Below are 20,379 nucleotides of genomic sequence, written 5' to 3'. Positions count from 1 at the left end.
AATTATTTTTTCCACTATCTCTGTCTAAATACTATGCTCGATACCATTACTTCCTCACACATTCCTACCAACCAAAATACCAATGTTCCTGCCCTGGGTTTAGGAGTCTGGAAATCAAAACCAAAGGAATGTTATGCGGCTGTCGAGGCTGCATTACGATTTGGTTACCGACATATTGATTCTGCTGCAATTTATGGAAATGAGTCCTCGGTGGGTGAAGCTATTCGGGATAGTGGCATACCAAGATCAGACGTATTTGTCGTGACCAAACTTTGGAATGCGGACCAGGGGTATAAGGAAGCATTGGCTGCTATGGATCGTTCCTTAGAAAAGTTGGGTATGGACTATGTAGATATGTATTTGATCCATTTCCCTGTCACAGGCAAGAGACTCGATTCTTGGAAAGCCTTAGAGAAAATTAAGGAATCAGGTAAGGCCAAGTCCATTGGCGTTAGTAATTTCATGGTTTCTCATTTGGAAGAGCTGATAAAGGAGACCTCCATTCTACCTGCAATGAACCAAGTTGAATTCCATCCCTTTCTCAACGACACTAAGCTTTTTGATTATTGTAGATCGAAAGGTATCCTTTTAGAAGCATATAGCCCCTTAGCTCATGGTAAAAAACTGGAAGATCCAAAAGTAACCGCTATGGCAGAGAAGTATGGCAAAACCAATGCGCAAATATTGATCCGTTGGTCTTTGCAAAAGGGAAATGTTGTTATTCCCAAGTCCGTTAATCCTAATCGTATCGCTGAAAATGGGACTGTCTTTGACTTTTCTATTTCAGAAGCTGATATGAAAGAAATGGATTCATGGAATGAAAATTATCGAACTTGTTGGGACCCTTCCGACGTTCTCTAATTTTTTTTCTCTAGTACAAGAATGCTGGATTGGTTTGACTTCTTCGATCCTAAAACCCCATAACCAAAAGGGAAGGGCAGAGGTTCTTGGTTTGCCTCTGTACTGAGTTTCAACATTTCAGCTTGGAACTCCGGTTCGATTGCGCCTGAAAGGTTCCATGATTTCTCATACCTTCCTAAAAGAGTCCTTTCCCATGTCGACTCCGGGAAAAAACGAATGGGAAAACCAGAATCATCTTGGACAACAAACGTAGCTTTGGCGAGGAGGAGGCTTCTAAATGCATTTCTTTTCTCTCCATGGAATAGATACTCCGCAGACTTTGTAAATATACTAATTTCTCCAAGAGATGAAAAGTATTCAAACAATCCATCTCCTTGGACACCTTCCTTGCCCGTTAAAAAGATCTTATAGTAAGTCAATGACTGTTCTTGTTGGTTTAGCTCATCGAAAAGAACCAAAGTAAATCCTTTGTATACGATACCATTGCCTTGGATCAATTCTTCTTTACTCCCGATGACTTTTTTCCCTAATCGGTTTAAAAAAGCAACGAAGACCGGATAGGCACCCGATAGCGCAGGTTTTTTTGTTTCTTCTTTCATTTTCCGATAGGTAAAATAATTTCTTCCCGCTAAATGAAGAGATAATTCCGAAATTCCTTTTAAAACGATTTTGCGGTCTCCCTCTTTTTTTGACTCCCAATGGAAAGGATAACCTGGATCTTCTAGACCAAATAACACATAACGATCTGCTTTTGGAAAAAAAGAAAAAAGATTCAAAACATCAATCCCACTGAAAGGGTATACAACTGTCTCTCCCTTGGCTTTAAAGGACTTTGCCTGTAGGTAAGAGGTGATTTGCTCTCTGCGTTCCAACATTAGCTTCCAAGATTGGTTCATTTCTGTCGAATGCTTGGGGTTTATGGGAGACTCTATCTCTCCAGACCAAATACGATGTGTTAGTTGTTCCTCACTGTTTATTTCTACATTTTTCTTTGAGAGACTTTGGCAGTGGAATGTGAATACGAGCAATACAATAGGCAGCAGACGAAACAGAAACATTCTTTTACCAAAAATGAAAAAACGCCTGTCCTGACAATGAATGGAAAAAAAATGACTGCCTCTTTCTTAAAAAAAAAGACCGGGGCCGACATAGATCGACTCCGGTCAATGGTTCCTAAAAAGAAAGCCGTGTTTGGACCGAAACTGCTATTCTCCGACAGCAACCTCGTCAGTAGAGAAGCTCACGGGTTTTGACTTTGGATCCCGCTCGATGGATTTGACCTCTCTAGTTTGAATCTTCGCACCCTCTTCTAAAAGTGGCAACCCATTTAAATCCCTGATTTGATTTTCTAGAGTAAATGCGATTTCGGGGTGCTCGTTTAGGTAGTTTTTGACCTGCTCTTTGCCTTGGCCGATTTTGTCGGATTTGTAGGAATACCAGGAGCCTGCCTTTGCGATCAGGTCATGTTTCACCGCCAGATCAATGAGCGATGACTCACGACTTATGCCATTGGCATACATAACGTCAAATTCCGCCTGACGGAAAGGAGGCGCACATTTGTTTTTGACAACTTTGACACGTACCCTGTTTCCGATTGGCTCCTCCTTTTCCTTTAAGGTTTCGATCCGACGGATGTCTAGACGAATGGAGGCATAGAATTTAAGGGCGTTTCCGCCTGTTGTCGTCTCGGGGCTACCGAACATCACTCCGATTTTCATACGGATTTGGTTGATGAAAATAACGATGGTATTGGATTTTGCTATGGTACCTGTCAGTTTCCGGAGCGCTTGGGACATAAGGCGTGCCTGCAGACCCATATGGGAATCACCCATGTCGCCTTCAATCTCGGCTTTCGGAACGAGAGCCGCCACGGAATCGATGACGATGAGGTCAATGGCATTGGAACGGACGAGAGATTCGCAAATTTCGAGGGCCTCTTCCCCATTGTCTGGCTGTGCCACAAGAAGGTCGTCCACATTGACACCTAACTTTTTGGCATAGGAAGGATCTAGTGCATGTTCGGCGTCAATGAAGGCAGCAATGCCCCCCTTTTTCTGGCATTGGGCAATGGCAGAGAGAGTCAGAGTTGTTTTCCCAGAGGACTCAGGGCCGTAGATTTCGATGATCCTGCCGGTAGGGAAGCCACCGATGCCCAGAGCGATGTCTAGGTCCAAAGAGCCGGTGGAGACCACATTGAGCTCTGCCATGCGTGTATCAGAACCAAGGCGCATGATGGAACCTTTCCCAAATTGCTTTTCAATCTGACCCAGTGCGGCGTCGATTGCCTGCTTTCTTTGGTCGGTTTCTTTATCTACGGTTTTCTCAGACTTTTCTTTTTTCATACTTAGTTCCATCTCCTCAACGTGTCTCCGAAAGAGTAGGGTCTTGATCGGTCAAACGTGGTTCCGAGGCTCTTGCCTAGATACCAATAAAATCTGCCGCACCCAGCTTTGCGAGTATCTCTTTGCGAGGACTCTGCCCTTTCTTGCGAATTTATAACTGATTATGTCAGATAGCTAAGACAAAATTCCCTGCGGAGGGTTTTTTTTTGATTATGTCCTATATTTTCTGCGCAAGAGACATACTATACAGCCGGTAAGTACTTGTATAGTATTTTTTTAGGAGGGAAAGCCCTCCCTATGCCGATTTTTAGTCTGTATGACAGAATCCACTCTCGAAGTAAAACTCCCGTCCCATGCCAGCCAAAAAATGGTGGAATCCTTTCTTGCGTACAGAACGTACTTAAAAATTGAGAAAAATTACTCTGAACATACGCTCTTTGCTTACTTACGAGACCTCAAATTCTTTTTTGAATTTTGTTTAAAAGAAGAAATCGATTTTTTAAGTGTAGATGTACTAGATGTAAGAGGCTATTTTGCTGACCTAAAAACGACTAAAAAATTAGATAAACGTACACAAAGTAGAAAGTTATCTAGCCTTCGTACCTTCTATAAATTTTTGTTTCGAGAGGAAAAGATACCTGCAAATCCTATACTCTCTGTTAGTTTTCCTAAAACCAAAAAAAAACTACCCAAAAATTTTACACCCATAGAGACCGAAGAGATCTTAGAATTTGAATCAGAAGAAAAAACAAATTCGCTCAATGCAAGAGACAAGGCAATTGTTGAAATTCTCTATTCCACAGGATTGCGGGTTTTTGAGCTCGTCAATGCTAAGTTAAGTGACTTAAATATGGAACTGACTAGTTTGAAAGTTATGGGAAAGCGCAGAAAAGAGAGGTATGTATTTATCGGTGATGAAGCTCGCGAAGCTTTAAAGTCTTATCTGGATGAAAGGGGAAACGCGCATAAAGCAGAAGAAATCTTTCTAAACCAAAGAGGGACAAAGCTTACAACCCGCGGGATTAGATATATTCTGGCAGAACGGAGAGCTCTGTTAGGTATGGAAAAACCTATCACCCCACATAAGTTTAGACATACATTCGCAACGGATTTGTTAAACGCTGGAGCCGATATCCGCGCTGTCCAAGAGCTTTTGGGACATTCTTCATTAACGTCTACGCAAGTGTATCTGAGTGTTTCGAGAGATCGACTACGTGAGGTATACCGAAACGCACACCCTCATGCCAAGAAAGATTAACTTTTCCAAATGTACACTGTGTCCGTACGTTCTGTCCAAGATAAAGGAAAATCTATTTTTTTGAGTTTCATTTCTTTTTCTTTTAGATAGTTTCGAATGCTATTGTCGCGAAAAACAGTTTCGCTTATGGATACTTCTCCAGAACCAGTAACACCTTGCATTTTTGCAGCATAGTTCACTGTGTTTCCGAAGTAATCAATGTTGCTATCCAGGTTTACGGCTAGGCAGTTTCCAGAATGGATACTCACCCGAATCCTTATCTCGGTTGCCTCATTAGAGTTGTGGAACCATCCTTGTAAACTTTCTGCTGCTTTGAAGGCAAAGAGGGGGGCAGGAAAACTGGCCATCACTGCATCACCGATTGTTTTTACAACAGTACCTTTATGCTCTCGTATTATGGTATAAGCCTTCACGAAGTGTTCCCTCACTTGGAGAAAGGCGCCATGGTCGCCTGTAGACTCGTAAAAGCGTGTGGAACCAACGATGTCTGTAAAGAGGATGGTTTGTACACCAATATCCAATTGTAGATTGGTTGCGATTGCCTCCTCGGAGAAAAGATCTCGAAACTCATTGAAATTAAAGAGTTCTTTGGGCCGCAGGCTATTTTGGTCTTCCTTTCGCTCTTCTAATACAATCGTGATTCCCTCATCACTTTGGTTTTGGAATACGATGCCAGGCTTGGGTTTCACTTGGATTTCTTGGTTGCCAAGTTCTTCTGTCCAAACGATTTCTTTATCTAAATTACTTTCATTAACCTCGACCAAATGATACTTCTGTTTGCCTTTTTGGCGTAGACGGTACAAACCGTTTTTGATGAGTAAATCGGAAGAGAAAACTTTTCCAGCAGGTACGTGTTTTGTGAGCAAAATATGTTTTTTTGTGTTGGGTTCAGCAGCACAGAAAAATTGTTTTTCTACAACACGCACAGAAGGGTGCATATGGAATGTGACTTCGATAGAGTTTTGTTCGGTTGTATTGAACTGGATCTCACAAACTTCGCACTCATCATCGGGAGGCATATCACCTAATTTTTGTACACTGGTTCGAACTCCTCTGCAATGTGGGCAAATGACATCCCAGCTCAAGGTAAAGATACCAAATCTGCAACCGTATAAGAAAAATTTGAGCACCTCATTTGGGTCTAAGTCTAAGAGTTGCGAGATGGATTTGACACGGATTCTATCTATCTCATTGTCATTTGCTCTTTTTAAATATTCAATGATTTCATTGGTTGTGGTTTCAGAAATTCCCACTTCTTTGAACTTTCTTTTTGATTCTTCGAGTTTTTCCGGGTGTACCCATTGGAATTCATTTTGAAATGAAATTGCAGTGTTAAATAAAACCTTTGGTTTGTTAGACTTTTGATTTATGATTTCCTCTTCGATCCCAGCAAGGGTTCGCAGAAAATCTTTTTTGATGGTAGGGACTGCAAACTGTAAGAGCAGTCTCATGAAAATGTTTCTGGGTATCCAACCAAAATAAACGAAGAGTTTACTCCTCTCCTCTCCATGTGGCTCGAGAATGAAATAGGTTCTTAGATATTTTGCAAATCCTTTTGAATAAATACGTGCATTAGCTATTTCTTTGAGATATTCCCATTCCCATGGAACTTCCTCCCAAACGAGATCCATTCCGATTTGTTTTGCTTTTCCATTGAGGACCCCATTTCTTTCCTCATAACTAAATTTTGGCAATTCCATACGTTTGTTAAACGAAGAGGTATCAATCAAAAAAGGCCAAATTTCTTCTCGAGTCACTCTTAAATCAAACTCGAAAAGAAAATCCATGGGTTTACCCAGTTTGGTCCATCGATCTTCCCAAGGGTATTTGGCTAGTAACTGTTTTAACTCTATCATTTTGCTTGGATAGAAATCTTTGCGATTCCTGTCTCCTTCCCAATCACAAACAGTTTTCCTGTTTCTTCTCTTAGGATCTGAGCATTAGACGTTTCTAAAGTGTATCCGTTCGGATAAACAAAACGTGGTAGAACCACAATCGTTGGTTCTTTGGTGTTTGTATCAACCTCCCAGGTGAGTGTGAAAAATGACTTGGAGAGAGAATACTTCATCTCTATGGGTTTTCCTTGGATTGCTTCAGCAAAGGGTCGGCAAAAGCCTTCTATAGCCCTACCTCCGCCACCATACAAATCCGGTTCTCTGCCAGGGAGTATTTGGTCTCTTGAGAAAATACTCAGATCTTCTTGGTTCCATCCATCTCCCACCATCAAATCATTTTGGTTGCTCGCTGTATAATTCCAGAGTGTATTATTCAGAAACAATTCATCCATTGCATTGTACATTGTGTCCAAAGCACGTATATGGTGTTTCCAGATGGAAGGGGTATACTTACCACTTTTCCATTTGCGGTATGCCTTCCCTGCATGCAGGTCAAAAGGTATGCCAAATTCGCCGATGAGGGTCGGTACCCCTTGGCGTATCTTTGCGCTTGCCTCTTTAATTCTTGAGAGTTGGCGAACATACATATTTTGGATACCTTTTTTTCCAAATACCAGCCAATGCGAAAGAGGATCGATAGTGATAGGATACCAAAATTTTTTGAATGTTAAAGTGATAATATCATACCAATGGGTCGCATTAACAGTATTTGGTGGCAATTCAGCATTGAATTCTGGTTTCATCAAACCATCCACTGCTTCTCGTTCTGCAAACACCATCCAATCAGCTCGTACATTTTGTATTGTTTTCGCTACCTTTCTGATGAAGGGAATCATATAGTCTCTATCAAAATCGATCGCCTCTCCATTGACTTTTTGGAAAAAATCATTTCGTTCAATCATTGGCGTCCCGTCTTTACTCAAGGACCAGGCTCCTTCCAATTGAAAAGGATCTCCATCTACATAATCCATCCAGATCGAAACCCGATTGGGATTTACATTTACTGTTTTGGATGGTACAAATCCGCCCTTCAATACCGAGAGTGTGAGGTAAGGTAAGTCGATGGAGTAGCCTTGAGCGGCATAGAGCGCATCGATAGGTGACCAAGCAAGTCCAGGTTTTGCCGGATCCTCTTCTGTACCATGGATGCCTCTATCGTTCATTGCTCTTCCGATAAATCCTTTTCCAGGTTCATTCAAAGAATCAAAACCGAGAACATGTTCTTCGTCTTTGATTCGTTTTGCGATCTCTAGCATTGAATTGAGGTAATGATCCTGCAGAAAGTCTTGTACATTTTTCCCATCGATATTAAAATGCCGGGCAAAGTCTTTTCCAGCGAAAAATAAGGTCCACATGATCGCATTTCCAGCATAACGATAATTTTGTGACCAACACATCACAGGGTAGTTTTCTTCTTGTCGAATGCCAGGTCGAGAGTAGTCATATTTGTCCTGCATAACTAGGGCGGCATCTGCTTTTGCTAACTTTGTGTAGTCGATACCTATCTTTTCAAATATCCAGGCTGGTGCCCCATCACCACCTGTCATTCTAGACCAAACATCTTGGTGGAAGTCTACAAAAAGGTAGAATCCATATTTCTTTGCTAGTTTAACAAGGTTAGTAAAGTAATCCAAGTATTCTTCATCATACTCCCCAGGTCCTTTATGTTCAACAGCCTCCCATGTGGTCAGCAATCTCAGGCAATTGAAACCCCAACGAGACAGTCTTGTGAAATGTTCATCAGCTTCTTCCAAAGGAAAGGGTCTGTTTACAAAACTGACCGTTTTATGATCGGAAAAGTCTGTAGGGAACTGGGTTCCCCCCTTGGGATAAGGTACTTTTGTATCTCCTCCTAGATTTACACCTCTAAGGATTCGATAGCGACCAGTATCATCTATAAACCACTCACCTTTAACAGAGAGTTTTTTCATCTCATGTCTCCTTTGCTTGAATAACAGATAAGTTTAAATAACCTAAGAAGTAAAAAAATACAATGAGAACCTCATCATCTTGGAAATAACATTGCAATAGTCCGGAGAGAAAAAAACCAACAAGACCAAGGCACATATAACGGATGGATAGATCGATTTGAGTCGATAGGACACTACGTACGATTTGGATACCGATACAAAAATAAAATATAGCGGCCGGAATGCCAAAGATGACCGCCAAATGGAAGTAGTCATTATGAGAATGTCCTCTTTGCGTTACTTCATAAAAGTAGGCTAAGTTTGGGTGCTCTAACTCTCTTTGTTTGCGTGACCGTTCTATTTCTCTCGGATAATTTCCAGGCCCAATCCCAAAGGTAAAATTTTCTTGGATCAAAGGAAGGCTGGAATCCCAAATAAATGTTCTACCAGAATCAGTGTGTTTTTCAGAGCCAAACAATGGCTTGATTGCTTTTTGCAAACTAGGTGAGGTATAGGTGAGGGCAGCCAGCAAAAGGAAAAAAATTGAAATCGAGATTAGGGTTCTCTTCACAATTTTTTGTGATACAGCTTTTTCAATAAAGATCAATATATAAAGTCCGATAGCGATACTCAAGAGAGTTCCAATCATCGCAGAGCGAGCGTTATTTAAAAAATATACAAGAGTGATGGCGAAGAAACTAAACCCTTTTGCAAAGATCTGCATTTTGTTTTGGTTCTTTTTCCAGGCCTCAAAAAATTGGAAGAGAAAGAAAGGATATACGAAAGAGATAAGCCCGCCAAAAGTCAAATGAGTGTTCATTAGTCCAATCGGAACATAGTAGTCTATACTCGCCAAACTTCCGTAATGGTGTTGGTAGGGCCAAGTTTGAGATGTTTGGTATAGGTCGGATACCAATCGTGCCAGCCGAATGGAGGAAAAACTTGCCAGTAGGCCAGTAACCAGGATTACATACCCAAAGATTTGGAAACTTCTATGAAGTCGTTTTTGGTCTTCCTGTTTAATACCATGCACTACAAAAAAAGCGGACAAAAGCAAGATGTCTTTAAATTCGCTCTTGGATAGTTGTTTCAAACTTTCAATTGCAAAACCGCCCCTTCCAAAATGGTAGAGCACATCAGTGCATTGCCAGGCATAGAACATCACCAAAGAGACAAAAATGGCGGAATTCATCTTTGGTTTTCCAGGGAGGAAGAGATATAAAAACAAAGTAATACTCAAAAAAAGCTGACTCAAACTCACTGAGAAAGCACAGGAAATGATGGACAAGGTTAAAAGAGAGACGTAGGCTCGGTATAACATTTCTATACCGTATGGTATTAGATGGATACTTTTTGTAAAGAGGTTCCGCTTGAGAGTCTTGTATTTTTCCGATACTTTCCTTCCTAAAACAGATGGAGTGGCTGTTTCCATTAAGAATTTCAGCGAACTTTTAAGCCTACGCGGTCATGAATTTACAATTTGTGCGCCTAGATATGGCGAAGACGATTTTGAAAGAATGGGCGACCAGATCCACGTCATCCGATTCCGATCGGGTTTTTTGCCTTCCTATCCAGATATAAAAGTTGTTTTACCATCCCCAGGAAAAATCAAAAAAGTCATCGAAGACTTTAAACCAGATCTCATCCATATCCACACACCTGGTCTTATGGGTCTCTATGCAGTCAATGCAGCAGAGAGATTTGGGATACCTACAATTGGCACCTACCATACATTGATGGCTGAACAAGAGATGTATGTTTCTTTTTATCGCCTATTCAAAATGGACAAACTGTTCTTAAAAATTAACAAATTCAAAAAGAAGCTGAATTTGGATGAATTAGATAAATTGGTAAAATTTGATAACTTTAATATACGGAAAAAAATCATTTTAAAAATCTGTAATGATATCTATAATCGCTGTGATGTTGTCATTTCTCCAAGCCATTTAATCAAAAAGCAACTCGTTGAATACGGAATTCATAGACCGATTACCGTTGTTTCCAATGGAATGGACCTAAAAAGATTCACTGGGAAAGTAAAGTCCTTCTCGGGAGATGAACCAAAGTTTTTACATGTAGGGCGGATTTCATATGAAAAAAATTGTGATGTAGTCATCAATGCCTTCAAAGAAATTACCAAAACCTATCCAAAAGCCACGCTTACCATCATTGGAGAGGGTCCGGCCATAGACTCGTTAAAGAGGCAAGCGGAACACTTGGAGATTGCTCCTTCGGTACATTTCACTGGCTTTGTTCCAAATGCTCAGCTACATGAGATTTATCCCAAGTATGATCTCTTTTTAACTGCCTCCACCATGGAGACACAAGGATTGGTTGTTTTAGAAGCCATTGCTTGTGGACTTCCTGCGGTTGGCGTGGACTCCTTTGCTTTGCCGGAGCTTATCCAAAATGAAAAAAATGGGTACATTGCGCCACCTTTCGATGTAGCAATGTTAGCCAAATTGTCCATTCAACTTTTGTCCAATCCAAGCACGTACAAAACGTTCTCTAAAAATTCTCTGGATATTGCCTCTGGCCATGAAATGGGGCGCTGTGTAGATGAAATGGAATCTGTCTATGAAAAGGTAATAGAGGCAATGAAAGGAAAAGAAAAGAAATCATCACTCTTTGATATGCTAATGGACTTTATGTAAAGAGACTCTAGGATTCCCCTTTTAGGGTGATCATAATCCTAGTGTTCTTCCAGGATTTTCCCGTGCTCTTTTCCAATTCTTCTTTCATGAGTGCATGGACTTTTGATTCGGTCTCTTCATCCAGGTAAACATCTATGATGCGACCGGTGCCTTCTTCGACTGCGTGGTGGTGTCTTTCCATATTGGAATCATATAGAGTCACACCATTTTTCAATTCTAGAGTCCCGATCACACCTTTCTCTGAGAAGAGTTTTAGGTTATTGAATATAGTCGCACGCGAGGCATGTGGAAAGTGGGAATTGATGAGATGAAAGATTTCCTCGGCCGTAAAGTGTTTGTGCGCCGACAGAAGCAAATGTGCCATTTCCAAACGCTGGGAAGTCGCTCGGATGCCGTAAGATTCTAAGATCTCCTTAGTTTTCTGGTAATTTGCTTCCATACGCGCAAAGCTCTCAGTTGTCCTAAATTTGTCAATATTTAGACTGATTCTAAACTATGTCCTCAGGGAAATAATAACCCGTTTCAAGCTTTTTAGGGTTTGGAAACCACTATAGAGCGGAGTAATCGACCCTCATTGCGGTCTTCATAGAGGACTTCCGTTTTAAGGGATCGGATCGGCCAATACATTTGGATGGCTTCCACCATTTCATAGGCCTGAAGGCTATAGTCCAAAAGACTAACGATGAGACCTAAATCCAAAAATCGTTCTCTCTTTTCGGGTTTTACTTCTGTGCTTCGGGAAAGGATGAGCCATTTGTAGATCCTAGCCGATCGATTCACGGCAAGCAAATGCTCTAGGTTTAAACGAGTTTGCGGGAGTTCTGCCGGTGTCTGGTCAAAACGAATTTCTATCGGTTGGTTCGCCGAAATCTTTTGGATAGATTTTGCAAGGTTTAAATCAAATGTTTCGTCATCCAAATATTGAATTGTTGCACAGGTTGCGTACACCGTGTCACATAGATTGCCGTAATTTTTGTGATAAAAGAAAATAAGTAGGATGTGATGTTTTTGAGGGTGGTATAAAACTTTTGCATTGTAGGCTTTGAGTCTACCAAAAACAAAAAAGGATCTCAGACGTTTGTAAATGTTATAGGATACTCCCAACATATCTTTTAAAATGGGAAGATCTGTTAAGCCAAAACCTTTGTATCCTATGTAATAAGGTTCAAAGTGTACAGTCCCCTGTCGTTTTGAAATCTCTCGTAAGTATTCGAGATAATCTTCCAGTTTTGGGTCATCTAATTTTAGGAACGGTTCGTTGATTTCTACAAGAATCTTTCCCGCATTTTTTCCAAAGGCATCCCAAACTTGGTTTTCTCCTGTATCATTGGAAGTAAAAGAAATTTTGGTGCAAGATTCATCGCAGGATATTTGTTCTTCGTATTTTTTCTGATTGGGGGAGGGTAGGATGGTAGTCGGAGTATCCGAATCAAAGTCTTGGTAGCCTGGCGATATATCTTCTGAATGCAAAATCTCTACCAGTGAGAGACATACCAAAAAAAAGATTGTTCGCCTTAAGACTTTCATTGTCTACCACAGAGTATTTACATTTTGTAAGACTCGTATCCTTCTCACTACGTCATAAGGATCTATCAATTCCATACAAGCATGGTCTCCGCGCCAACATTTCACATTTCCATAGATAGAGCATGGTCTACAGGCAAGTTCTACTTGGAGTACACCAGTATCCTCTTGCGCAAATGGGCCAAATCCAGAAAGAGGGTGTGTTGTGCCAAAGATGCCTATCACTGGTTTTTTGAGTAGGGCAGCGATGTGAACGTTGGAGGAGTCCATCCCAATCAAAAGATCCAATCTTTCCATTACTCCCAACTCACCTCGGATACCTAGATGTGCACCTTGCACAATATTGACACGGCTTTCTTTATCCTTTAAGATTTCGAGTTCATGTAATTCATCTTTGCCACCAAACAAGAAAATATGGCAATCCGAAAACTCTTCGAGTAGGATCTTTACCAGCCGTTTTGATTTTTCAAAACTCCATTCCTTAAGTGCATGTCCAGCAAAAGGTGCAAACCCAAACCATTGGCCTTCTTTTTTATCCAAACCGATCGACTTAAAAAAATCTTTGGCAAACATTTTGGATTCTCCGTCCACATTCAGCCAAGGGCCTTTTCGCACCGGTGCATCCAAACCTGCTTTTTTAAAAACATTGAGATAACGATCTACCGTGTGAGGGAGTTTTTCGAGTTTTTTATTGTGGCGTCTTGTTTGTTGTAATTTCTCTTTTCTACCTTTAATGATGCGAAAGGACTCTACTTTTTGGAACCAAAATAGAAAGGAGATGAGTCTGGACCTAAGGGAGCCATGTAAGTCGATGATTTTATCATAAGGGCCTATTTTGTTGATCTCTCTATACAACTTCCAGAGTCCGAACATACCTTTGTATTTTTTTAGATTGATACCGAGGACATTCACATTCGGGATGTTATAAAAGAAAGGTGCAAAATTGCCTCTTGTAACGATTGTCAGTTGCACATTGGAATATTTCGCTGCAATGGCAATGAGAGCTGGTGTCATCAAGGCAACATCCCCCATGGCTGAAAATCTGATGACGAGAAGATTCATTTTTTAGCGTTGTAAAGCGAAGGGTTTAGATTTTGGTCATTGTACATTTTCATCTGTCGGTAAACCTTCATCTTCTTGTCGCCCTTTGCATAATCTTCCAAAAGTTCATCCAAACAAATTTTTAGGTCGGCTCGTTGTTCGAGAAGCACAGACAATTTCTTTTTACATGTTTCTATGTGCTGAGATGTAGCGGCACTATCTGTCCGATCGACTTGTTCTTGCATGTGAAAGATTTTAAGCTCTAATATACTCATGCGGTCGAGAAGCCAAGCGGGGCTTTCAGAATTCAACCGGGCACCGGGCTTGGGTTGTATATCGCGAAATAGTTCCAAGATGAAATCATCCAGCCTTTCCACCATATCCGTTCTTTCTTGGTTGAGTTTATCTATCCTTCTCTTTAAGACGACCACTTCCTCTAGGGCGAGGTTTGGGACTCGAATATCATCTTCGATGTGCCATTGAATGGTATCGATTTGGTTTTTTTGGTATAAGGTATGTTCTAAAGTATTTTCTGGGAATGGGTTTTCACTTGGCTTCTGTGCCTTATGCCAATCAAGGACTGAATTTTGAAAGATTGAGACCGCTTTGTTTGCATCAAGTTTCATCATATTCTCTAATTCTGTATGCTCACACCTGAGGTGTAAGGATTCAATCCAAATTTTAATGGAAAAAGGAACTCGTCAGATCCCTTGGGATCATCATATGCGTTCCACATCTAGACGAAAGCTCATGCTAAACCATAAATAGAAGAAAAATTTCCGAGTAGGGGCTTGGAAATGGACTCCTACTGGAATCTATTGACTTTTTTTCTTGTGATGAGACTCTTTCTTTATGTGCCTTGTTCTCTTTGCAAAAAATGTATGGGATTCTTTTCCTTATTTAATCCTTGCTAATCGAGATGAATTTTTTGACCGCCCAACGAAGGCAGCGGCCTATTGGGAGGACCAAGAAGATGTGTTTGCAGGGCGTGACTTAAGCTCGTTTGGAACCTGGCTTGGTGTATCCAAAAAAGGAAGGCTCGCATTTCTTACCAACAGAAGAAATTTACGAGAACCCAATCCTAGTTCACCTCTTTCACGTGGTAAGCTTGTGAGCGGCTTTTTATTGGCAAAGAGTAGCCCAAGGGAGTACATAGAAGAAATCCAAAACGATAAGGACAAATACCCTGGATTCAATTTATTTGTTTCCGATCTGAAAACAGATCTTTACGTTTCCAATCGCCTTCCGGAATCGCAAACCATCTCAGATGGCATCCATTCGCTTAGCAATGCAGAATGGAATACAGAATGGCCAAAGACGAGTCGCATCCGATCTGGCTTTGCCTCCATTCTAGACTCAGAAAGTCGTAAAGAATCTCTTCCCATCCCATCTTTTTTTTCCCTTTTGGATGACCAAGTGCGTGCGGACCAGAAGTTACTACCTGATACAGGCATAGGTGTGGAGAAGGAAATTCTACTCTCTTCAATTCGAATCCGGGTACCGGGCTATGGGACGCGTGTGAGTACCGTTGTAGCAATTGACCAAAAAGGAATTTGCCATTTTTGGGAGCGAACGTTCCGTACGCCTGATGATGCTGTTGGGAGCACCATCCATGAATCTTTTCGGATTGGATAATAGGTATCTCATACCTTGGGAGCAATGATGAAACGTATCTGTGTGTTTTGTGGGTCTAGTTCCGGCGACCAAAGCCTTTACCGAGAAACTGCCTTTCGGTTAGGTGAAGCCATTGGCGAGCGAGGTTTCTCGCTTGTGTATGGGGGAGCTAATGTTGGCCTCATGGGTGCCGTTGCAGAAGGTACATTGAGTAAGGGTGGTCAGGTAATAGGAGTTTTACCAAACTTTCTGCAAAAAAAGGAAATTGCACATACCAGTTTGACTGAACTCCTCTTAGTTGAGAGTATGCATGAAAGAAAGAGCAAAATGAACGAACTTTCAGATGGAGTCATCGCCTTGCCTGGTGGCTTCGGCACGATGGAAGAATTGTTTGAGGTCCTGACTTGGTCTCAATTGGGTCTACTTGAAAAACCCATTGCTTTACTCAATCTCAATGGATTTTATGAGCCACTCCTCCTTCTCCTTGATCAAATGGTGAAAAGTGGGTTTTTGAAGCAGGAAAACAAAGAGATGCTTCTCGTAGCAAACTCCATTTCTCATGTTTTGGACCAAATGTTAGCCTATTCCCCGAAACACGTAACAAAGTGGATAGAGCCCACACAAATCTAAGGGGTCTCAAAGAAATATTTTTGTATTGACATTTATATCTAAAAGATATATCTATTAGATATATGTTAAATTTCCTATACAAAACAGCGGAAGAAATGAAGGCGGGTGGAAGTTTTGTTTCCTACAAAGGCCATTCTATCTTTTTCAATCAAATCGGTAAGGGAAAAGATCTCTTGCTTTTACATGGTTATCCCTTCAATAGTTTTGATTGGAACTATATCCTTCCTGAATTTTCAAAAGAGTACCGTATAACTTACTTGGACTTTTTAGGTATGGGATTTTCTTCCAAACCACAAGAACATGTCTATTCCTTTGCAGAGTATGTGGACATTGTGCAAACGATTCTTTTTCAGCTAAAGATTCCATCTGTTCATATATTCGCACACGATTTGGGAGTGAGTGTGGTTCAGGAAATGATCGTAAAGGAAGATACCTTAGGTTTTAAAATTGAATCCATTGCTTTTATGAATGGTGGTTTGTTCACTGATGTCTATAGACCTCGTTTCATCCAAAGGCTTCTCTCCCAAACTCCCAATTTTTTTGGGAAATGGATGAGTAGTAAGATCTCGCGAAAGTCAATTGAGTCTTCCCTTTTTTCCGTATTTGGACCCGAGACCCAACCAGAGCAAAGTCTCTTAGACGAGTATTGGAAGATATTAAACGAAGGCGATGGGAAAGCCATCGCCTATCGCATCGGTCGTTTGGTCTTTGAAAAAGTGAAGTACCAAAAGAGGTGGATAGAAGCTCTCCACAAAACGAAGATTCCCTTTTGCTATATCTGTGGGCCATTTGACCCCAACTCTGGCATTCATATGGCGGAACGTTTTAGAAAAGAATACTCCAAAGCATCTGTCTATTATCTCTCCGAAAAAATTGGGCATTGGCCTCAAGTGGAGGCACCCAATGAAGTCATCCAAACTTATAAGTTGTTTTTGAATGAAATCCTCAGGAAAGAAGGATGAAGAGACGAGAAAGTAAAACTCAATATGCATTGTTGGGAATCTTAGCTCAGTGCGAAATGAACGGTTATGAAATCCATAAGTACATCGAATCTACGATTAGTTTTTTTTGGAGTGAAAGTTTTGGACAAATTTATCCAACTCTTTCTAAGTTAGAAGAAAGTGGATGGATCAAAGAATGGGAAAGAGTCGATCGAGAAGGAAAGAAAAAGAAAGTATATAAAATTACAAGAACTGGACTCGAAGAATTTCGCAAGTGGATGAATAGTTCCAAGATACAGGTTCACAAACGAAATGAACTTATGTTTAAGGTGTTTTTTGGGCGCCATATGCAAGCCTCTCGGTTGCTTGAACAATTAGAACTTGAAACAGAAAAAACTAAAGAAGACCTGACTGCCTTGCAGACCTTTCGCAAAGAGTTAAAGATGGATTGGGAAAAACACCCCGACCATGACTTTTGGAGTGTGACTTTGGATTTTGCCGAAAAACAAAATCGATTGCAGGAAGTTTGGTTAGAAAAAGTAAAAGAGATGATTCGAGAAAAAACGAATGGGGAAAAGCCACCCCTCTCCACACGGAAAGGGGCAACAAAGGTGGATTAAGCGAAGAATCGTTTTACGACTTCTTCAGGGAGCTTTTGTCCTGTGAGTTTTGCTCTTTGCACCAACTCCCAGAAATAACGATACGTTGCGCGATCGTGAAGGTCTCCATCATGTTGGATAGGACCCCAATCTGCATCCTGCGCTTTGATTAAAATATCACAAGCTGTTTGCGTTTCAGCAAAGTTTGGTGCCATTGCATCTAAGATTGACTGGATTTGTGCAGGATAAATAGACCACATACGTAAGAAACCAAATTCATCGTGTGCTCTTTTTGCATCTTGGTAAGTTTGGTAGGTATTTTTTAGGTCGAGTGTTACGTTATGTGCAGGGATCACTCCATTCATAAGAGCTGCGGCTACCATAGTAGATTTTGCTCTTCTCAATAGTTCGTGGTCGAACTGACCAGGCGACTTCATACAGCTAGCTGGAATGGCACCGTGGTGTCCTGAAATAAAGTCCATCAAACCAAAGTCCAAAACTTGGAGCCATGGGAGTGCTGCGATTTCGAAAACTTCTGCGAGAGCCCCATGTGTTTCTATCAATACGTGGATGGGTATTTCTCGTTTGATGCCTGCTTTTTTGCAAGCTTCTTGGATGTAGGTAATTTGTTCTTTGACTTGGCTTGCCTTTGTAGGCTTGGGAATCGTAATATATGCAATTACGTTTCCAGCACCTGGTACAATGATATCTACGTCACTTCTCCAGTGTTCGTTGGTATAATCATGGATCCTCACCCCACTCATTTTGTGTTTGTTGAGTTCTGAGTTTTGGATTCGAACGATCATCTCCGCATGTTCTTTTTCTTTTCCAGTTTGGGCACCATCTTCACAGTCCATGGTTATGTCAAAGAGACCGCCCAATTTATTCTGAAGCTCAAGAGCTTTTGTGATCAACTTTTCTGAGCCAGCAAAGTGTTCACATGCTGGGATGATAGGGAAAGGTTTTTCTCCTGCAAAAAGTGCAGACTGCGGGTGGGTGAGTGCCATTCAGAATTCCTATTTTCGAAGTTTTTTACCAAGTTTTGAGAGAAAACGGACAAGGCAAGGAAGAATTCAGGCCTTTTCTCGGGGAAGGCTTGAGGCCAGCGCCTATTCTTTTCCAACAAAAGCAAGAGAATCGAGGAAAGGCATTCAGATTGGGAAAGACAAATATCTTGGCTATACGTAAATGTTTCGATACAGAGAGTTTGGGAATGAAGAGTCAAAAAAAAATCGATTGGAACAAAAGTTGGGATATCACAAAGAAAATTTTGACTCAAAGCAAAATTTCCGGTAAATCTGTGTTAAATGGAGCCATAGGCAACCACTTAGAGAGGTTTGATTTCCTCGCCCAAGGTATGGGATTTTTTGTGAACGGTCAGGCCGTTCCAATCACCAAAGAAGAGTTACAGAAAAGAACTTTCAATTCCAGAATCTGTATTTTGATCCATGGATTGGTAAGCGATGAAACTATGTGGAAAATTCCGAAAACCGATTCAGACTACGGGAGTTTGCTAAAGGAGGATTTAGGCATCGAACCCTTTTATCTCCGCTACAACAGTGGACGTCATATTTCAGACAATGGAAAGGAGTTCGATGAATTGCTTTCTTTTTTGGTGAAACAGTTGCCTAAGGAGTGTAAAGAAATTGATTTAATAGGCCATAGCATGGGAGGGCTAGTGATCCGAAGTGCATGTTACTACGGCAAGAAGAGAAAGTCAAAGTGGATCGACAAAGTAAAGAATGTTATTTTTATCGGGTCACCACACCACGGTGCCCCTCTTGAAAAATTAGGCAATACAGTGAGTACGGTCCTTGGAAAAATCCCCAACCCATTCACCTACCTCACAAAAAAAGCAATCAACCTAAGGAGCGATGGAATCAAAGACCTTCGTTATGGATTTTTGGTCGAGGAAGACTGGAAGGGTAAAGATTTGGACCAATACATACGCTTTGAAAAAACACATGTTCCCTTGTTACCAAAAGTAAAATACTATGTGATCACAGGCACACTTATGGAAGACACAAGCCATTGGTTATCTGAGTTATTTGGAGATGCTATTGTTGGGAAATGGAGTGGCCGAGGGAAGTCTGCTGATGAAAAAGATGAGCTACTCATTCCCAAAGAAAACTTCAGAGAATTCGGAGGGATCACGCACATCCAATTGATGCATGATTTGAAAGTCTATGATCAAATCAAAATCTGGTTGCAATAACAGAAATCGTTTATTTATTGCCTTACGTTTCTCTACTTATACTTTTCGTTTAACATAGGCAGGATTTCCTTCTACTCAAGAAATGTGGCTAGGCATTCCGGTCTTTTCTCTTCTGAAAGAACAAAAAATGAGTGATTTCTTTTGAGCAGGTTCTAATTCTGAAGAATCAAACCTATGTTACGAATCACAATTTATTTCATAATACTCTTTACCCTTTCTTGTAAGAGTATGGGAATACCACTAGAAGAAACCAATCTAATTGCAAATGTGCCTGTAGACCAGTGTACCAAACACATTGATATGCGCTCCTATCGGATTCTATTCCTGTTGCCCATTTGGAAATCAAATCTATCAAGTGAAACTTTATCAGATGATGATAGACTTTTACAAATAAAAGAATATGCCAAACCTTTCGACGTTGTGGTCACACTTGCTGGATTTTTGTTCTCTGTTGTTTCTTCTACGTCATCGTACACATATTGCACATCCAAAGAATGGGAAAAAGTTAACTCACAGAACATGAGCACTTCTTCTCAGCTAGGAAAAATTTCTTTCTTCAAAGCGATGAATGGATCGAAACCGATTCAACAGGTGGTCTTTCAAAAGGATGATGCTGAGTTAAATGACTCTGAAAAATCAAAGATCAGAGAACTTGCCCAGTCACTAAAAAATGTGCAGGAAAATTATCAGATACTACTCGTTCATAAGACAAATACGTCTGGCGATATTGCCTACCAAACTAGATTGATGAAGAAGAGATCGGAGGAAATACGTGCCATCCTATCCGCAGAGGCGATCGATTTACAAAGGGTACAGACTGTCTTTACTGAAAAAGAAATAGATGCTGCTGACACAGTTTCGGTGACCTCTATTTACTTAGCAATCGAATAAGCAA

19 protein-coding genes are annotated in these 20,379 nt (G+C 40.8%); 9 read left to right on the top strand and 10 right to left on the bottom strand.

Going from position 1 to position 20,379, the window contains the following annotated elements; translation table 11 throughout:
• The first annotated feature begins 33 nt into the window (after window positions 1–33).
• Window positions 34–861: an aldo/keto reductase gene (locus tag DI060_RS07200; protein ID WP_108975720.1), complete on the top strand. Its 828-nt coding sequence runs from the start codon at window positions 34–36 to the stop codon at window positions 859–861.
• Here DI060_RS07200 and DI060_RS07195 read toward each other — a convergent pair.
• Entirely contained in the window at window positions 858–1,919 is a 1,062-nt protein-coding gene (locus tag DI060_RS07195) for a hypothetical protein (protein WP_108975184.1), read from the bottom strand. The genes DI060_RS07200 and DI060_RS07195 overlap by 4 nt on opposite strands.
• A gap of 147 nt (window positions 1,920–2,066) precedes the next feature.
• Window positions 2,067–3,215, bottom strand: coding sequence for a recombinase RecA (recA, locus tag DI060_RS07190; protein ID WP_439956892.1), 1,149 nt, complete (start codon window positions 3,213–3,215; stop codon window positions 2,067–2,069).
• 304 nt (window positions 3,216–3,519) lie between these two features.
• On the opposite strand from recA, the gene xerA reads away from it, so the two are divergent.
• Window positions 3,520–4,461, top strand: a complete 942-nt coding sequence (gene xerA, locus DI060_RS07185; RefSeq protein WP_108975180.1) for a site-specific tyrosine recombinase/integron integrase — start codon at window positions 3,520–3,522, stop codon at window positions 4,459–4,461.
• On the opposite strand, the gene DI060_RS07180 is transcribed toward xerA, so the two are convergent.
• From DI060_RS07180 to DI060_RS07170, 3 genes are read right to left on the bottom strand one after another with little or no spacing between them, the layout of a single operon-like run.
• Window positions 4,458–6,317: an adenylate/guanylate cyclase domain-containing protein gene (locus tag DI060_RS07180; protein ID WP_108975178.1), complete on the bottom strand. Its 1,860-nt coding sequence runs from the start codon at window positions 6,315–6,317 to the stop codon at window positions 4,458–4,460. The genes xerA and DI060_RS07180 overlap by 4 nt on opposite strands.
• Window positions 6,314–8,287 carry a glycoside hydrolase family 5 protein gene (locus tag DI060_RS07175; protein ID WP_108975176.1) on the bottom strand — a complete coding sequence of 658 codons (1,974 nt, stop codon included), beginning with the start codon at window positions 8,285–8,287 and terminating at the stop codon, window positions 6,314–6,316. The genes DI060_RS07180 and DI060_RS07175 overlap by 4 nt, the downstream gene beginning before the upstream one ends.
• A 1-nt stretch (window position 8,288) precedes the next feature.
• Window positions 8,289–9,587, bottom strand: coding sequence for an O-antigen ligase family protein (locus DI060_RS07170; protein ID WP_108975718.1), 1,299 nt, complete (start codon window positions 9,585–9,587; stop codon window positions 8,289–8,291).
• Window positions 9,588–9,636: 49 nt separating this feature from the next.
• On the opposite strand from DI060_RS07170, the gene DI060_RS07165 reads away from it, so the two are divergent.
• Window positions 9,637–10,920: a glycosyltransferase gene (locus DI060_RS07165; RefSeq protein WP_108975174.1), complete on the top strand. Its 1,284-nt coding sequence runs from the start codon at window positions 9,637–9,639 to the stop codon at window positions 10,918–10,920.
• A gap of 7 nt (window positions 10,921–10,927) precedes the next feature.
• Here the strand turns inward: DI060_RS07165 and perRA are convergent, their stop codons facing one another.
• From perRA to DI060_RS07145, 4 genes are all read right to left on the bottom strand, one after another.
• Window positions 10,928–11,359 (bottom strand): peroxide-responsive transcriptional repressor PerRA, encoded by a 432-nt coding sequence (perRA, locus tag DI060_RS07160; RefSeq protein WP_108975172.1) that lies wholly within the window; start codon window positions 11,357–11,359, stop codon window positions 10,928–10,930.
• A gap of 92 nt (window positions 11,360–11,451) precedes the next feature.
• A complete protein-coding gene (locus tag DI060_RS07155) occupies window positions 11,452–12,447 on the bottom strand; it encodes a hypothetical protein (RefSeq protein ID WP_108975170.1) in 996 nt (331 codons plus the stop codon).
• A 3-nt stretch (window positions 12,448–12,450) separates the two neighbouring features.
• Window positions 12,451–13,506, bottom strand: a complete 1,056-nt coding sequence (locus DI060_RS07150; protein ID WP_209451995.1) for a glycosyltransferase family 9 protein — start codon at window positions 13,504–13,506, stop codon at window positions 12,451–12,453.
• Entirely contained in the window at window positions 13,503–14,111 is a 609-nt protein-coding gene (locus tag DI060_RS07145) for a DUF4254 domain-containing protein (RefSeq protein ID WP_167836947.1), read from the bottom strand. Before DI060_RS07145 ends, DI060_RS07150 begins: the two co-directional genes overlap by 4 nt.
• 226 nt (window positions 14,112–14,337) lie before the next feature.
• Here DI060_RS07145 and DI060_RS07140 point away from each other — a divergent pair, with 226 nt between their 5' ends.
• From DI060_RS07140 to DI060_RS07125, 4 genes are all read left to right on the top strand, one after another.
• Entirely contained in the window at window positions 14,338–15,120 is a 783-nt protein-coding gene (locus DI060_RS07140; RefSeq protein WP_108975166.1) for an NRDE family protein, read from the top strand.
• Between the two features lie 24 nt (window positions 15,121–15,144).
• Complete coding sequence (locus DI060_RS07135; protein ID WP_209451994.1) at window positions 15,145–15,729, top strand: LOG family protein; 585 nt, start codon at window positions 15,145–15,147, stop codon at window positions 15,727–15,729.
• 62 nt (window positions 15,730–15,791) lie between these two features.
• Complete coding sequence (locus DI060_RS07130) at window positions 15,792–16,691, top strand: alpha/beta fold hydrolase (protein WP_108975162.1); 900 nt, start codon at window positions 15,792–15,794, stop codon at window positions 16,689–16,691.
• Window positions 16,688–17,290, top strand: a complete 603-nt coding sequence (locus tag DI060_RS07125) for a PadR family transcriptional regulator (protein ID WP_108975160.1) — start codon at window positions 16,688–16,690, stop codon at window positions 17,288–17,290. The genes DI060_RS07130 and DI060_RS07125 overlap by 4 nt, the downstream gene beginning before the upstream one ends.
• On the opposite strand, the gene DI060_RS07120 is transcribed toward DI060_RS07125, so the two are convergent.
• Window positions 17,287–18,276, bottom strand: coding sequence for an HpcH/HpaI aldolase/citrate lyase family protein (locus DI060_RS07120; RefSeq protein ID WP_108975158.1), 990 nt, complete (start codon window positions 18,274–18,276; stop codon window positions 17,287–17,289). The genes DI060_RS07125 and DI060_RS07120 overlap by 4 nt on opposite strands.
• Before the next feature lie 206 nt (window positions 18,277–18,482).
• On the opposite strand from DI060_RS07120, the gene DI060_RS07115 reads away from it, so the two are divergent.
• Window positions 18,483–19,484 (top strand): esterase/lipase family protein, encoded by a 1,002-nt coding sequence (locus tag DI060_RS07115; protein ID WP_135355011.1) that lies wholly within the window; start codon window positions 18,483–18,485, stop codon window positions 19,482–19,484.
• A 228-nt stretch (window positions 19,485–19,712) separates the two neighbouring features.
• Window positions 19,713–20,375 (top strand): OmpA family protein, encoded by a 663-nt coding sequence (locus tag DI060_RS07110; RefSeq protein WP_167836939.1) that lies wholly within the window; start codon window positions 19,713–19,715, stop codon window positions 20,373–20,375.
• Window positions 20,376–20,379: the final 4 nt, after the last annotated feature.

This window comes from Leptospira ryugenii, from assembly GCF_003114855.1.
GTDB lineage: Bacteria > Spirochaetota > Leptospiria > Leptospirales > Leptospiraceae > Leptospira_A > Leptospira_A ryugenii.
This window is presented reverse-complemented; position numbering and strand designations above follow the sequence as displayed.

Excerpts from the sequence above, each read along its gene's own strand:
- DI060_RS07120 (WP_108975158.1), bottom strand. The coding sequence starts at position 18,276 with ATGGCACTCACCCACCCGCAGTCTGCACTTTTTGCAGGAGAAAAACCT.
- DI060_RS07175 (WP_108975176.1), bottom strand. The coding sequence starts at position 8,287 with ATGAAAAAACTCTCTGTTAAAGGTGAGTGGTTTATAGATGATACTGGT.
- DI060_RS07110 (WP_167836939.1), top strand. The coding sequence starts at position 19,713 with ATGGGAATACCACTAGAAGAAACCAATCTAATTGCAAATGTGCCTGTA.
- DI060_RS07195 (WP_108975184.1), bottom strand. The coding sequence starts at position 1,919 with ATGTTTCTGTTTCGTCTGCTGCCTATTGTATTGCTCGTATTCACATTC.
- DI060_RS07200 (WP_108975720.1), top strand. The coding sequence starts at position 34 with ATGCTCGATACCATTACTTCCTCACACATTCCTACCAACCAAAATACC.
- DI060_RS07155 (WP_108975170.1), bottom strand. The coding sequence starts at position 12,447 with ATGAAAGTCTTAAGGCGAACAATCTTTTTTTTGGTATGTCTCTCACTG.
- DI060_RS07170 (WP_108975718.1), bottom strand. The coding sequence starts at position 9,587 with ATGTTATACCGAGCCTACGTCTCTCTTTTAACCTTGTCCATCATTTCC.
- DI060_RS07140 (WP_108975166.1), top strand. The coding sequence starts at position 14,338 with ATGTGCCTTGTTCTCTTTGCAAAAAATGTATGGGATTCTTTTCCTTAT.
- xerA (WP_108975180.1), top strand. The coding sequence starts at position 3,520 with ATGACAGAATCCACTCTCGAAGTAAAACTCCCGTCCCATGCCAGCCAA.
- recA (WP_439956892.1), bottom strand. The coding sequence starts at position 3,215 with ATGGAACTAAGTATGAAAAAAGAAAAGTCTGAGAAAACCGTAGATAAA.
- DI060_RS07150 (WP_209451995.1), bottom strand. The coding sequence starts at position 13,506 with ATGAATCTTCTCGTCATCAGATTTTCAGCCATGGGGGATGTTGCCTTG.
- DI060_RS07135 (WP_209451994.1), top strand. The coding sequence starts at position 15,145 with ATGATGAAACGTATCTGTGTGTTTTGTGGGTCTAGTTCCGGCGACCAA.
- perRA (WP_108975172.1), bottom strand. The coding sequence starts at position 11,359 with ATGGAAGCAAATTACCAGAAAACTAAGGAGATCTTAGAATCTTACGGC.
- DI060_RS07125 (WP_108975160.1), top strand. The coding sequence starts at position 16,688 with ATGAAGAGACGAGAAAGTAAAACTCAATATGCATTGTTGGGAATCTTA.
- DI060_RS07180 (WP_108975178.1), bottom strand. The coding sequence starts at position 6,317 with ATGATAGAGTTAAAACAGTTACTAGCCAAATACCCTTGGGAAGATCGA.
- DI060_RS07115 (WP_135355011.1), top strand. The coding sequence starts at position 18,483 with ATGAAGAGTCAAAAAAAAATCGATTGGAACAAAAGTTGGGATATCACA.
- DI060_RS07145 (WP_167836947.1), bottom strand. The coding sequence starts at position 14,111 with ATGAAACTTGATGCAAACAAAGCGGTCTCAATCTTTCAAAATTCAGTC.
- DI060_RS07130 (WP_108975162.1), top strand. The coding sequence starts at position 15,792 with ATGTTAAATTTCCTATACAAAACAGCGGAAGAAATGAAGGCGGGTGGA.